15 protein-coding genes are annotated in these 13767 nt (G+C 34.9%); 2 read left to right on the forward strand and 13 right to left on the reverse strand.

Features of this window, described 5'->3' with window-relative positions; genetic code table 11:
- Positions 1–51: 51 nt before the first annotated feature.
- The 6 genes from AC6CHJ_RS07675 to AC6CHJ_RS07700 form a co-directional block, all read right to left on the reverse strand.
- Entirely contained in the window at positions 52–498 is a 447-nt protein-coding gene (locus AC6CHJ_RS07675; protein ID WP_249774303.1) for a hypothetical protein, read from the reverse strand.
- Between the two features lie 184 nt (positions 499–682).
- Positions 683–1030 carry a hypothetical protein gene (locus tag AC6CHJ_RS07680; RefSeq protein ID WP_066787322.1) on the reverse strand — a complete coding sequence of 116 codons (348 nt, stop codon included), beginning with the start codon at positions 1028–1030 and terminating at the stop codon, positions 683–685.
- Positions 1031–1343: 313 nt separating this feature from the next.
- Entirely contained in the window at positions 1344–1994 is a 651-nt protein-coding gene (locus tag AC6CHJ_RS07685) for an alpha/beta hydrolase (protein ID WP_392993840.1), read from the reverse strand.
- A gap of 165 nt (positions 1995–2159) precedes the next feature.
- A complete protein-coding gene (locus AC6CHJ_RS07690; protein WP_498287934.1) occupies positions 2160–2645 on the reverse strand; it encodes a hypothetical protein in 486 nt (161 codons plus the stop codon).
- A gap of 30 nt (positions 2646–2675) precedes the next feature.
- Positions 2676–4214 (reverse strand): NAD(P)H-hydrate dehydratase, encoded by a 1539-nt coding sequence (locus tag AC6CHJ_RS07695; RefSeq protein ID WP_498287936.1) that lies wholly within the window; start codon positions 4212–4214, stop codon positions 2676–2678.
- 357 nt (positions 4215–4571) lie between these two features.
- A complete protein-coding gene (locus AC6CHJ_RS07700) occupies positions 4572–5192 on the reverse strand; it encodes a hypothetical protein (protein ID WP_498287938.1) in 621 nt (206 codons plus the stop codon).
- Positions 5193–5689: 497 nt separating this feature from the next.
- Here AC6CHJ_RS07700 and AC6CHJ_RS07705 point away from each other — a divergent pair, with 497 nt between their 5' ends.
- Positions 5690–6277, forward strand: a complete 588-nt coding sequence (locus AC6CHJ_RS07705) for a TcaA NTF2-like domain-containing protein (protein WP_147193401.1) — start codon at positions 5690–5692, stop codon at positions 6275–6277.
- Positions 6278–6309: 32 nt separating this feature from the next.
- Here AC6CHJ_RS07705 and AC6CHJ_RS07710 read toward each other — a convergent pair whose 3' ends face one another.
- The 7 genes from AC6CHJ_RS07710 to AC6CHJ_RS07740 all read right to left on the reverse strand — a co-directional run bounded on the left by AC6CHJ_RS07710 (position 6310) and on the right by AC6CHJ_RS07740 (position 12817).
- Positions 6310–7404: an ABC transporter substrate-binding protein gene (locus tag AC6CHJ_RS07710; protein WP_498287940.1), complete on the reverse strand. Its 1095-nt coding sequence runs from the start codon at positions 7402–7404 to the stop codon at positions 6310–6312.
- 15 nt (positions 7405–7419) lie between these two features.
- Entirely contained in the window at positions 7420–8193 is a 774-nt protein-coding gene (locus tag AC6CHJ_RS07715) for an ABC transporter ATP-binding protein (RefSeq protein WP_498287942.1), read from the reverse strand.
- Between the two features lie 4 nt (positions 8194–8197).
- Complete coding sequence (locus AC6CHJ_RS07720; protein WP_066791871.1) at positions 8198–9004, reverse strand: ABC transporter permease; 807 nt, start codon at positions 9002–9004, stop codon at positions 8198–8200.
- A 150-nt stretch (positions 9005–9154) separates the two neighbouring features.
- Entirely contained in the window at positions 9155–9307 is a 153-nt protein-coding gene (locus tag AC6CHJ_RS07725; protein ID WP_084246889.1) for a YpzG family protein, read from the reverse strand.
- Between the two features lie 720 nt (positions 9308–10027).
- On the reverse strand, positions 10028–10771 hold the full coding sequence (locus AC6CHJ_RS07730) for a hypothetical protein (protein ID WP_498287944.1): 744 nt from the start codon (positions 10769–10771) through the stop codon (positions 10028–10030).
- 140 nt (positions 10772–10911) lie between these two features.
- A complete protein-coding gene (locus tag AC6CHJ_RS07735; RefSeq protein WP_223823543.1) occupies positions 10912–11505 on the reverse strand; it encodes a M15 family metallopeptidase in 594 nt (197 codons plus the stop codon).
- Positions 11506–11830: 325 nt separating this feature from the next.
- A complete protein-coding gene (locus AC6CHJ_RS07740; RefSeq protein ID WP_446738375.1) occupies positions 11831–12817 on the reverse strand; it encodes an NAD(P)H-dependent flavin oxidoreductase in 987 nt (328 codons plus the stop codon).
- Positions 12818–13065: 248 nt separating this feature from the next.
- Here AC6CHJ_RS07740 and cbpA point away from each other — a divergent pair, with 248 nt between their 5' ends.
- Complete coding sequence (cbpA, locus tag AC6CHJ_RS07745; protein ID WP_150284476.1) at positions 13066–13719, forward strand: cyclic di-AMP binding protein CbpA; 654 nt, start codon at positions 13066–13068, stop codon at positions 13717–13719.
- Positions 13720–13767 lie beyond the last annotated feature (48 nt).

Consider the following 13767-nt stretch of genomic DNA (forward strand, 5'->3'; position numbering starts at 1 on the left):
TTGGGGGTTGATTCTCCTGATCTCTTTTTTATTCTCTCTATTACGTAGTCATTATTCTATCTCTAATGAAAAAACATAAGCCGCATCTCCATGGTATTGTTTCCCTTTTTCATCGGTATCCCACCATACACTATATACATAATAATACACACCCTTTTTTGTTGGGGTTTTGAATTGTCCGTCACCTTTTAACTGTATTTTCTTTTCCTCATTACCTTCCATTAAAGATAAATGAACTTCTGTAGGCTGTGGCTTATAATCCATCTTAATCTGGGCTATTGCCTTAGATGTAAGCCTGATTGGCTTTTTATTTTGTAATAATTCTGGAGGTCCTACCTTGTCAACACACATATTTGTCCAGCAGTATGAACCTTGAGTCGTGCTATACTTTTCCCCATTCAATTCTACAAAAACAGACGGAGGACGGTCACCTGGTAATCCCTTCTTATTTGATGTAGTGCAGCTGCTAAGGATACAGCTCAATAAAATACAAACCAATATCAATCCTTTTTTGATAAAAATACACCCCCTAATTTATCTATATGCTAGACCTAAAAACCAAAGCCAATAAAAAAAAACATCCGCCCAATGTGTTTTCACTGAACGGATCTTCATACTCTCGCTTAGAAATATTTTAATTTAAGCAAATCATTAAAAATCTTATTTATACAATCCTTATTTTTCAATTCATGGTGGTCTTCATCAACTTTTTATTCGGTACATTATGTTTAAAGCCAATTGTATTTAGCTGTCTGATCAATTGCGTCTCTGTCATACGTGTACTGTTTTTTTGGATATATTCAACCGGAAAACTTGAGGGATGAAATACTTTTGCACCTTCAAATAACCATTTAATTCGATAACTATCATGGAATTCCTGGATCCTTTTTCTTGCTTGGCTAGATTGATCATCATAACCAAATTGAAATCCACAGCACTGGCAAATTTCACCAGATCCACTAAGGTTACTATCATACGGTTTCTTTGCTAAACCCATAAAACCACATACAGGGCATCTAAACTTTTTCATATTCCTCACCTCATTTTGGTTTTTTAACGTTAACCAAACTTTAACCTAAAAAATTACAAAAATCAACATGAGGTGACGTTGAGAAGTATTTTCTGATTTTCTTCCATAGGTAAAAAGTTATTTTTATTACGACTAATTTGTATCAAAAGTATGAACTACATTTCCTCTAATAGTTCTTATGAATATAAAACCTTTATTAACCATAAGGTAAATAGACATTAAAAAAGAAGAAAAAATTTCTTTGGTTCTTTTTTCCTCTTTTTTAAAAGTTTTAAATTTTAATAATATTCCCTATTATCATAGTGTTTAAACGTTATTGATTTGAAGATTTCTTTTTAAAAAATTGTATCACTTCTTCTTGGATATATGGGGGTACTCCATGACCATCTTCGAATCCCTTAAAAGTTACTTCTGCATCATAGCTTAAGAAGAAGCCTTTGCTTTCTTCCGCCCATTGATAAGGAAGAACGTAATCCATAGTGCCATGTGCAATATAAATAGGAAGGCTATCAACGGATTTCTTTTTATAATCTGTCTTAACAAAGTCTGGAATATAGCCGCTTAATGCTACAACTCCCGCTAGTTTTTGATTTCCCATTACAAATGCTAAAGAATTGGCCAGCACGGCACCTTGGCTAAAGCCCAAAATATACAACTCTTTTAAGTTAAGCGGGAACTCAGTAGCTGCTTCTTCTATAAATTTTGCAATATGGATAACAACTTGATCAAATACATGGCGATCCGGTTTTCCGAACTCTTTGTCATGATAGAAAGCATATCCAGGTTCTTGAAGGATGGGGCCCTGCAAGCTAAATATAAAGTAATCTTCTTTTAATTCTTGCACTAGCTGTGGCAAGTCTTCTTCATTGCTTCCCATTCCGTGCAGTAAAAATATTGCAGGATATTTCTTTCCTTCTACAATATTTGTTGGAGCAGAATAAATAAATGTAAATGGTGATTTCATAATCATCTTCCTTTCAAGGATTATATACACTATCATAGCATAATTTTTAAACTGGACTTTTGACTATATCCTAATAGAATTTCTATCGATTTCACCAGATAGCTTCTGAAACGACGTATAAGGAATTAAAAATAGCGTGGCTATGTTTGCCACGCTACTCATTGTTCACTTTATATTTTTTTCCTCTAGCTCTAGCTGCCATTCTCTATTGCGGCCAACGAAACCTAGACAAAATGAGATAAGATGAACTAGCAAAAAGGAATTTTCATTAAAATACCAATTCACAGTAAAATAATTAAAATAGCTTTGATGTTTCAAAACAGACATCATTGTCTTCCCTTTTTTTTCAAATCCATTGATTGTCTCTTGAATTGTCTGATATTCACCTGTAATGGCAATAACCAAAATAATGATTATAGCAAGTAGTAATATCCCTGGTCTTCGCAACGGTCTAATAGCAAAGTACTTTCTTCCGACTGTCCAGGTTATAAATAAACTTAAAAACAAAAAAGGAATTAATAATACGATTGGTACAATTGCTGTATTGGCATGGTTGATTGACTGTGTAGGCTTTCCTGTGAAGAAAAACTCGATGGCAAGACAGCCAAAAAACGAGATGGCCAGTGAAATATACCAGGCTAAATTGCGCACTGCCATCTTCCTTTCTATTCTTTATATTTTTTATCGCATTTCATTTAGAATTTCAGGAATCCCTTCTATTATAGCATTTGGAGTTACACTGTAATGGGATAATTTCTCTGCTTTCACTTCCGCAGCTCTAGCATGTAAAAATGTAGCGCATACTAACGCTTGTTCAGGGCTTGCATGTTGACATATAAAGGACAGAATAAGGCCGGTTAAAACATCACCGCTACCTCCCCGTGCTAGCGCATCATGTCCATGGGGATTTACCCATGTATTACCATCTGGAACTTCAACAATAGAGCGATGACCTTTCAATAATACGTATACACCATGCTCTTTTGCAAATTTCTTTGCTACCTCTAATCGATTACTTTCAATTTCTTCTACACTGCAATCTAAAAGTGCTGCCATTTCACCCGGATGGGGTGTAATAATAACAGGGCCCTTGTATTCCTTCAATAAATGGAGGTAATCCTTAAGATAGAATAGGCCATCCGCGTCTATAATAATAGGCTGATCGTGGCATTTACTAAACAAGATCTCCAATATTTTTCCGCCATGTTTAAAACGACTAAGTCCAGGACCTATGGCAATTGCCTTATATGTAGAAAATGAAATTTCAGAAAGCGATGCTGGAGATATGTGGTCTTCTATATTTGAAAGCTTTATATATAATGCTTCTGGCAACTGAGATGCTGAGATTGCATAATTTTCTTCCGGCACAGCTAATGTCACAAGCCCAATTCCTGAGTGAAATGCAGCTTTGGCGGAATAAATAGGTGCTCCTACATATGAACTAGAGCCTCCTATAACAATACCATGGCCAAATGTTCCTTTATGACTGTTTGATGGTCTCTTTGGCAATTGTGCATAGACATCTCCGTTTGTAATTAGCCTTGGCAGAGATTGAGTGGATTTTTCTGCAAGCTGATAAGGTACTGAGATATCTGCAATTTCCCATTCACCAATATACATTGGTCCGTCTTGCAAGAAGAATCCTTTTTTGGGCATCACAAAAGTAACAGTACGATCAGCCTTGATGGCCATTTCTGTAACTAGTCCGGTATCAGCCTCCAAGCCTGAAGGAATATCTACTGCTAAAACATAAGCAGTAGACTCATTTACCATTTCAATGACTGAACGAAATGGGTCTTTAATTATGCCCTGCATCCCTGAACCTATCATTGCATCTATAATAATAGTAGCACAGTTTATTTTTGACTGAAGCTTATCCTTATCCATTGTTGCCATTGTTAAATAGGGAAGACCTCTATTTTTATAAACTAAAAAGTGGGTAAGTGCATCTCCCTTTAATGTCTCCTCTTTAGGCAGAAGGCACAAATCCACATTATATCCATGATCACATAACTTTCTGGCAGCTACAAATCCATCGCCGCCGTTGTTACCATTACCTGCTAACACAAGAATGCGCGCGTCTAGATCATGGTATGTTGACAAAACTGCAGACACGATAGCAGAACCTGCATTCTCCATTAATACAGCACCTGGAAGCCCGACCTGTTCTATTGTAAATTGGTCAAGCGCAGCTAAATCTTGCCGACCGCCTATGTACATGAAAATCACTTCTTCCCTTTTTTGTATATGTACTATATATATGTACTTTATATATTATAATAAGAAAATCTTAATGTTGCCAATGCACTTATCAGAATATTTAAACCTCTAAAATCTTTTCATTCATATGAAGAAAGAAGTCAAAAAACCAATTAATACTAGCCACATTTTACCTAAACTTTCTATATCTACTCAAGAGATATCTATATTTTAATGAACCCTATAGCTATTATACCTAAATTTTAATCTTACGCCTACTTAGTTTAGGGACTAAAGACCTTAGACGATTTACTTTATGATTTTAAATCAAAATATAGAGGAAGTTAAAAACTTCCTCTATATTCAAATCCCTAATTTTTAGCTATTCTTTTTTATATTTTTAAGCAATCCTCCATCATCCTTATAAGTAATTTGAGCAATCTTACCTTCTTCAGGTAAAGTAGCAATCCCTTTAATTTGATACTTCTTTGTTGCATGATCTCCCTTCTTATAGTTAACACTCACAACAAAATGATAGTTGTGATTTTTATCCGTTTTTTCTATCTCCATATCTTTCACATTTATTTTTATATCTTTAGATTTCAGCGTATAATTAAATGCTGATGTAACAAAAAAAGAAGAGAATCCAGTTTTTGTGAAGTATGGCTTGTATAATCCCTCAACATAATTATGCAGTTCACTACCGTATGAAGCTTTCAGTATTTTCTTTCCTTCTATTATTGTAAAGTTTTCAGGATTATGAAGAATTTTATTATACTCCTGCTTAGGGCTTGTAAATTCTGTTTTTAGTACATGCTTTATTGATTGTACATTTTTATCGACGATGTTCTCATTTTCTTCTACCATAACTCCCGCTTGTACTTTTTTCCCTTCTATCAATTTAGCGCTCGAACATCCAGCTGCTATTGATCCTACTATGGCAATCCCTAAACACATACCCATTAAACGTAAGTAACTCAACGATTTTCTAATCATCATACATCACCCTTCTTTTTTTATAATGTACCTATGAAGAAGACTTCTAAATCTGTAGTCTAGTATGCTTTTTTTGTTTGCTATACATCTTACGTAGAAAAAAAAGCATTTAGCATTACAGGAATTTTAAAAATCTAGCTATACTGACATCTAAATGTAATAAATAAGATCCTTTCTTAATTCATAATTTGTATGTTTTAGTTGTACAAAGCAATATGTATAGGAAAAGTTAGATATTAAATTAACCATAAACCAAATTTCCTGCTCACGTCTCCTTGCATATATTAAAGTGAATTAACAATTTAGCAAGCATAGTCGGACGACCTTCAATAGTACCCCTATTCATTCTTTTTTAATCATTTAGACTGAATTGTAACTAATAAAGGAAGAAAGAAAAAATGAAAGCTTCAACACTTTTAGACCATTTCATACTACAGTGTTATTGCAGTATAAAATAGGGTATGATAATAGAAATAATTGTTGAAAGAAGGACCAATAAAATGAAGAAATGGCCAGTGTTATGTTCGTTATTCTTAGCTGCATCAGTTCTTACAGCTTGTGGTAACGATGCAAATCAAAAAAATCAGGATCAAAAAGAAGATGCTTTCTTAACAGAAAAATCGAAGGATGCTATATCGAAAGCTGATAAGCACCAAACTAAAGATATAATTGAAACCAAAGTAACAGGTCAAAAAATGTCAAAAGCAGAACAAGAAAAATTAACTCAGTTTATTTCTGACTATCCTGTTATGCGTTCCGAAGCTATTGCCTCAGGTAATTTTGAACCACTTGCAAACGAAGCAATCATGCATGACACAAAGTTATATGAAAATTTATCAAAACAAATTCCCACAAAACATAAGCAAGGCGATCTAGAAGAAGTCAATAAAGTAGAGATTGTTTCAATTGACCGTAAAAGCGATACAGATTTTGTTGTGAAAACCAAAGAATATATTAACGAAACGAAAAATGGAAATAAATCTCTTAACGCCTATGACAGAACATATTCTGTATATTACGATTATGTGGATGGCGATGAAAATAACAGCTTCTTCAAAATTTCCGATTTAAAAGAAACTAAATTTTAAAAGGAGTAAGCATTTGCTTACTCCTTTTTTTATTACTTATAACTCCCTATTATCTTTACTGCTTCTTCTGTTAGTGAAGTATCAATTGCCTTATCAAATTCAAATGTTCCCTTTGTTGCCCCATTTTCTTTATACATATTATATTGATTCTGAATATCCTCCATACGCATTTCACCATTCGGATCTAATCCCGTTACATTTACCTTATCCCATATGGCTGGATCTTTTAGAGCTGTGTATTTTGTCATAATACTGACAATCTCCGCTTTTCCTTTTCCTTTCGTAAAGGCATCATTATAATCTCGGACACCTTTTAGATAAGCAAGCATAAAGCGAAGTGACACATCACGGTCTGTACTCACGAATTTCGGTGAAGCCAAAACTAAAGCAATTTGCGAATCTGGAGCAAAATCAGTTGCATCCTTAAAACGATGTATAATCCCTTTTTCAACACCTTGTGCAATCAGGGGCTCTATGCTAAGCGCAGCATCAATAGAACCGTTTTGTAACGCTCCTAGCATACTACCAAAGTCAGACATAATTACTGTTTCTACATCTTTCTCGGTAAGTCCCGCATGGCGAAGCATTAATTCATAGATATAACCATCAATTGAGTTTCTAGAAGAAATGGCAATTTTTTTACCTTTCATATCTGTATAATCCTTAATTACATTTTTCATTTTATCGCTTATAACGAATGTAAAATAGGATTTACCTGGCATATTATGACCCTTATCCCCTACTATTTTTACATCAATTCCTTGAGCAATAGCATTAAAGAATGATGCTGTCGAAATGCCGCCTGCCATTTCAACTTCTCCAGCAGCAAGTGCTGGCAACATATCATCACTATTTGCAAATTGAGCAAATTCTACCTCAATATTGTAATCTTTGAAGTACCCTTTTTCATTGGCAATATAAAAACCTGCACCAGATGCCGCTCCATCTTCAGCTATTTTTACTTTCACCTTTTTCTTTAAAGGTGCAAGATCGCCTGATGGATTTTCTTTACTCACAGTATTATCCACTGGTTTTTTTGTATCACTTCCTTTTTCCGTGCAACCTGCAATCAATATTGCTAGAAGTAGAAGTGGTAGTACCAGCCCTCTTTTAAGCCATTTCTTCATCATATTCCCTCCATCCTAGCTTCTAGACTTTTGAACTTCCTCATGTAGATGGTTTAATATCTCTATAAAATGTTCTGCAGTTTTTTGATTTGCGCGCATCTGTTCCATCTTCCTCGGTCTCGGGCTATCATTTTTTATTTCTTTTATAATCTTACCGGGTTGTGCACTCATTAATAGAATTCTGTCACTCAGCAGCAGTGCTTCATCTATACTATGTGTAATAAAAATAACTGTCTTCTTTGTCTCTTCCCAAATCGAAAGTAACTCTTCCTGTAAGATAAATTTATTCTGTTCATCAAGAGCCGCGAAGGGTTCATCCATTAGTAAAATTTCCGGATCATTGGCAAAGGCTCGAGCTATACTAACTCTTTGCTTCATACCACCAGACAGTTCTTTTGGATAGAGCTTTTTAAACTGATCCAGCCCCACTTTTTGTAAATAATAATCTGTTCTTTCTCTAACTTGCTGTATGGGCAGATGCCGCATTTTTAAACCAAAGGAAACATTCTCTTCTACTGTCAGCCATGGGATAATACCTCTTTCTTGAAAAACCATTGATTGAAGAGGACGTTCTTTCTTATCTTGTTTAATTTCAATTTTTCCTGCGCTTAATGTTTCCAAATCTGCCAGTATTCGAAGCAAAGTTGTTTTCCCACAACCGCTTGGCCCTACAATACAAACAAACTCTCCCTCTGCGATATCCATAGATACCTCATCTAAAGCTGTAACACTTGCATTTTTTTTATAAAATACTTTAGTCAAATTTTCGATTGAAATTTTGGTGTCCACTTACTCACCTCCAAGGTAATATTTTCTTTTGGATAAAACGAAGCAGCAAAGAAAATAAATAGCCAAAAAATGAGATGAGAATAAGCCCTACAAACATTTCCTGTAGCATAAATGCTTTGTAAGAAGTCCATATCAAATAGCCTATGCCAGATGTGGCACCCATCATTTCAGCTGCTACGATTGTTAATAACGCAATTGCCTGCCCCATCTGAATACCTTCCATCATAACCGGGAGCGATCCAGGAAGCGCAATCTTAAAGAAGAAGTCCTTAGAGCTCGCGCCATAATTTTTTGCAACATCTAAGTAAATGGAGTCAATGTTTATAACTCCTGCAGTCGTGTTGATTACTACTGGGAAGAATACACTACCTGCAATCGTCACCACTTTGGAGAAATCGCCAATTCCAAAAAGAATAATAATAATTGGCAAAAGCGCCAATGTTGGTATTGGCATCAACGCCATGACAATTGGTGATATAAAATGTCGAATGGGAGAGTATAGGCCCATTAATAAGCCAATGACAATACCTGGTATTGCCCCGAGTAAGAAGCCACAGAATATCCTGTAGAGAGAAACCCACATATGGTGAAATAATTCACCGCTATAAATCATAGAAAAAAGAGTTCCAATAATCTTAGTTGGAGGCGGAAAAAATCGAACATCAATTAAATTGGTTCGGGAAAGGCATTCCCACACCAACAAGAGAATAATTGGTGAAGCAATCGTAAGCATCTGCTTCATGCGTTCTTTTAACCGTCTCTTCTTCCATTCTTGTTGTTCAACTTCAACCGCTTTATGAGAAATTTTCATATTTTCTCCTGGTCTCATCCTTCACCACCTCTTCACTTAAAGGATATGTCACTATTTAAAAAAGTGTGTCGCTAGCCTATAAAAAGAAAAAACATGATCAGTATAAACTGATCATGTTTTTTGGTGGTGATTGCACAATATCTACATGGATTAAAAATGTCTTGCCTTTGCAAGGGTTCTCAAAATTCGATTAGACAAGGTTACTTCTGTCTGACCGTTAACTTGAGATTTTTGATGTTTAATCCTACTCCAGAGCTGATGAACTTTTTGAGATTTTGGATCAAGCTGTTGTTGTTTACTCATTATGTTCTTCCTCCCGACTTGTAGTTTTATAATTGTGAATCCTAGATAGTATTGATAACTCTCATGATTTTATTCAAAAAAGTACATAAAAAAGCCCGGGAAATAAATTCCCCGAGCTTGATTTCACTTATCCTCTTCGGCGATTAAATTATGCAAGCTTCATTTTTGACCTTTTAATCTAGCCCACAGTAGCTGAACTTCCGCAAACAGTGGAACAATCGTTCTACATGCTCATCGGACTTCACTCTCCTGATCATATGGTTTACGATGATTAAAAATAACTGATAAGTCTACACCACGAGTCTTCACTCCGTTTCAACTTGATCATTACTATTTAATCTGGTCTAGAGATTTTGAATTCTTGTTTGTTAGCGCTTTTTTGGCGGCATACTCATGGAATTCTTCCTCCTCATCATCGAAATGACGATTAAATGGTTAAAGAATCGCTATGTTGCCCAAGACTACTCCACGGGTCTTCACTCCGTTTCCTTTCTTTGGCATGGTACATTTTAATCTGCGGTCGAGCTTTACTACTCACCTGGACTTGGTTCACCCATTGGTTAACCCCTCCTACCAGAAAAGGATTTATAAGTGAAATCATTAATAGTATACCTTCTGTACATTTTTTTAAACCAATTATTTAATTTTATTTCGAAAAAATTTAGTTTATCTTTGGTTAAATTATTTATTCAAATAGGATTTTTAAGGTTATTTTAATCATTAAATAACCTTTTGTGCTTCTTCATATCTCGTAACAAGTACTTGCTTTTGATGATCTTGGCGTTTTATTAGAATACTTATCATTTGATACCATTGATTACATGCTTTAAAAGCATCTTTATATTCGTCTGAATCAGGGTCAACAGGTTCTTCACTTTCAAAAAAGATAAATTCAAAAATAGGATGTGCTAGGTTGTCCAATACTAATTTTAGGCTTACTTTCGAAATGCCATCTTCTATATCATCTTGCTCTTCTTCACTAAATTCTTCATCATTTAAATCATCGTCTTCTTTCTGGATATCGAAAACTTCGACATGGTCTACGTTCTTCAATAAAGAGCCCCCAAGTATTCCACCTCTTGCTATAAAAGCAAGTTGGTTCCCATCTTCTTCAATCGCCGCTTCATACACTTCAGGAAATAGATATTCTTTCACATCAAAAGATTCCCCCGTATCCTTTCTTATGGCAGTGAAAAGGGTTTGGGAAGCCTCATCTATAAATAATGCTTGCAGATAATCATCTGATATCGTTTTATGTGTAAAAGGAAGATGTTGTAATAAATCCTCTACTTCCTGTTCTAATTCGGCAGTTCTTTCTTTTTCAGATTGATTTATCATATAAATTCCTAATCTAAATAATAACAATGAACCAATTAAACATAGAAATTTCGCTTCAAGTGTAGGAACAATGAAAGTGAAAACAAAAGCGGCAATACTGGTTAGAAATAGTAGTATAAATTTCATATGCTGACCCCTTTTTATTTTATTAAGCAAAGGTTGTCTATTGCTTACACATTATTCCTATGCACTGTTCCTATTAAATATGTCGAATGTATAAAAAATATGCTATTAATGTTCATTGCTCTCTTCCCGAGAAAGGTTGCTTACTTTTTTCCTTTTTCTACTGTTTTTACCCGGTACCCTTCTTTTAGCTGTTCAATACTTATACCAAATGTCATCTGAAAATGTGGATCATCTTTAAAGCTCGGCCAATCACCGCCCCATTCCAAGCCTAATTTTTTTCCAAGATCAGCTACTTCGTACCAATCTGCTTTGCCGTTTTGGTTACCGTCATATTGCGTATTCCATATAATATTGCCAGAATGATCAACCAACGCAAAATCAAATGCAAGTCCATAATTATGATATGACTCCCCGGCTTTTGTATAAGTAACAATTCGCCCTGGTCTAGAGCGTCCTTGTTGATAGATTTGATCTTGCTTTGCAAATGATCGAATTCCTTCTGTGATAACTATATCGATTTTCTTTTTTGCTGCCTGATTAATTAATGTATTTTTCTTTTCTTCTACAATTGGGTTTAGTTCCGTTGGAAGGGGCGCATTCTTCCCTAAATAAGTGTATGATTTTTCTTCCTGCTGATGAATTGATGTGAAAAGCTTGGGATAAAAAATTAAAATAAGCAAACTAATAATAATCATAATGGGCAATAGAAGAAGTGCATAGTAGTATGCCTTCAATTTTATCGACTCTCCTTTGAATTTGAAATAGCTGTGTCCTTTTACTCTTATGTTATATGTAAATAGGAAGTTTAGTAAAAATTTCATTTACTTTTTCACGTCTATTCTTATCATTTTTTTAGGTTATATACGGTTTTGTTGGATTTTGCTCTTTAGTGCTTTGTTTTGTTTTTATTATATAGACTAGCGAGGTATATAAAATTAATAAAAATATAGTAAATTCGTTTTTTTAAACCTTAATTAATATTATGTAAACTAATAATTATTAAAAAGAACAAAAAAAGAAGCTTTTTATGTCTTTTTGACATAAAAGCTTCTCTCACTATTAAGCTTCGTTTATCTTTACCAGTTGCTTTTTAACTATTTTTTTTATGCTTGTTTGATATTCATCTATTAATTGAGCAACTAGCTCTGAAACTGGCAAAATTTCTTTTATGCTTCCAACTCCCTGGCCCGCACTCCAAATATCCTTCCAGGCTTTTGCCTCATCAGCTTTGTGTACAATCTCTAGTTGTTGAGGCTTTTGTAAATCAGTTGGTTCTAACCCAGCATTGACAATACTCTGTACAATAAAGTTTGCATTTACCCCACTAATTTTATCCGTGTAAATGATATCGCTGGCGCTTGCTTCAACAGTCATTTCTTTATATTTTCCGCTTGCCATCGATTCAGCAGTAGCAATTAGCCTTGTCCCCATATAGGCAAAATCAGCACCTATCACTTGAGCAGCAAGTATATCTTCACCACATGATATAGATCCCGCTAAAATAATAATGCCGTTAAAGAATTTTTTCACTTCATGCACGAAGGCCATAGGATGTAATGTACCTCCGTGACCACCTGCTCCAGCACATACTAATATAAGTCCGTCAACTCCTGCTTCCATTGCCTTTTTCGCATGTTCTATGCTGATGACATCCGAAAAAACAAGTCCTCCATACTCATGTACGGTGGTTGCAATATCTGTTGGTTTTCCCAAAGATGTAATAACCAGCGGAGGCTGATATTTTTTTACCAGTTCCACATCTTCGTGATAACGTGTATTTGTATGATGTACAATCAAATTGACTCCCCACGGTGCAACAAGACTTCCTTTGTTTTCTGCATCCTCTAACTGTGAAGTGATTTCTTTCATCCACTTCTCTAGCTCTTCATTCGTTCTTGCATTTAATAAAGGAAAAGTGGTCGCTATACCCGATTTGCATCCTTCAACAACTAACTCAATTCCCGACACTAAAAACATAGGTGCAGCAATGACAGGCAATTCCATAGAATTCAGGCGTTCCTTTACACTATTATGATTATACGACATTTTACTTAATAGCCTCCTTTATCCAATTTTACTCTACTATAATATTACACAATTCTGAATTTTTGTACAGAAAACTATTTAATTATCATAATGAGGATTGTAAAACCAATTATAAGGGAATAGTTTAAAAAGCTCATGCATATGATAGCGAGTATGCTTTTAAAAGAGGTTAATTACTCTCTAGGCTTATTAGCCGTGATGCTTCTTTTACAAATAAAAATGTTTAAACAGAATTTGGAGGTCATACAATGATTGTCAAACAAAAATATGTAAATAAGCATGATGTTATTTTTTGCAAGGAAAGTGATTCAATTTCATCTGTGTTAAAAAAGCTTTACTCCTCGGGTTATCGTTGCATTCCAATTTTAGATGATAAAGAAGAAAAGTTTGTTGGTAATGCCTTTAAGGTCGCAATTTTAGAGTATAAGTTAGAACATGGTAATGATGAAGATATTCCTATCCGTGATTTAGCGGCGGATCCTGATGGTACTATCGGAATGGAAAGCTCATTTTATGAAGTGTTTTTTACAATCAAGCGATTACCATATTTAACGGTACTAGATGAAAACGATAATTTTGCTGGTATTCTTACACATTCTCGTGTCTTTGAACTATTAGAAGAAGCATGGGGGTATAAGACAGGAAGCTGTGCGTTAACGATTGCTTTGCCAGATCAAGAAGGTATCCTTGCAAAAACTTTATCAGTGATCCGCAAAAAATGGCCTGTCCATTGCGTGTTCTCTATTGATGATGATGATTGGTACTTAAGGAGAGTTATCGTGACACTCGCCAAAGGAGCAACAGATCAAACAGTCAAGGAAATTGAGGGGATATTGCATAAAGCTGGTGCCCGCCTTGTAGATGTTGAGGTATTTAAAAAAGATAAGATTGAGCATCACTAGTACAGTATCAATATAACCAAGTTTGCCTCTTGACTTTATAAGAATTCG

The sequence above is a fragment of the Rummeliibacillus sp. GQ308 genome, from assembly GCF_059759115.1.

Coding starts and splice junctions, on each gene's coding strand:
- AC6CHJ_RS07680 (WP_066787322.1), bottom strand. CDS start 1,030: ATGAAAAAGTTTAGATGCCCTGTATGTGGTTTTATGGGTTTAGCAAAG.
- AC6CHJ_RS07685 (WP_392993840.1), bottom strand. CDS start 1,994: ATGAAATCACCATTTACATTTATTTATTCTGCTCCAACAAATATTGTA.
- AC6CHJ_RS07695 (WP_498287936.1), bottom strand. CDS start 4,214: ATGTACATAGGCGGTCGGCAAGATTTAGCTGCGCTTGACCAATTTACA.
- AC6CHJ_RS07700 (WP_498287938.1), bottom strand. CDS start 5,192: ATGATGATTAGAAAATCGTTGAGTTACTTACGTTTAATGGGTATGTGT.
- AC6CHJ_RS07705 (WP_147193401.1), top strand. CDS start 5,690: ATGAAGAAATGGCCAGTGTTATGTTCGTTATTCTTAGCTGCATCAGTT.
- AC6CHJ_RS07710 (WP_498287940.1), bottom strand. CDS start 7,404: ATGAAGAAATGGCTTAAAAGAGGGCTGGTACTACCACTTCTACTTCTA.
- AC6CHJ_RS07720 (WP_066791871.1), bottom strand. CDS start 9,004: ATGAAAATTTCTCATAAAGCGGTTGAAGTTGAACAACAAGAATGGAAG.
- AC6CHJ_RS07725 (WP_084246889.1), bottom strand. CDS start 9,307: ATGAGTAAACAACAACAGCTTGATCCAAAATCTCAAAAAGTTCATCAG.
- AC6CHJ_RS07730 (WP_498287944.1), bottom strand. CDS start 10,771: ATGAAATTTATACTACTATTTCTAACCAGTATTGCCGCTTTTGTTTTC.
- AC6CHJ_RS07740 (WP_446738375.1), bottom strand. CDS start 12,817: ATGTCGTATAATCATAATAGTGTAAAGGAACGCCTGAATTCTATGGAA.
- cbpA (WP_150284476.1), top strand. CDS start 13,066: ATGATTGTCAAACAAAAATATGTAAATAAGCATGATGTTATTTTTTGC.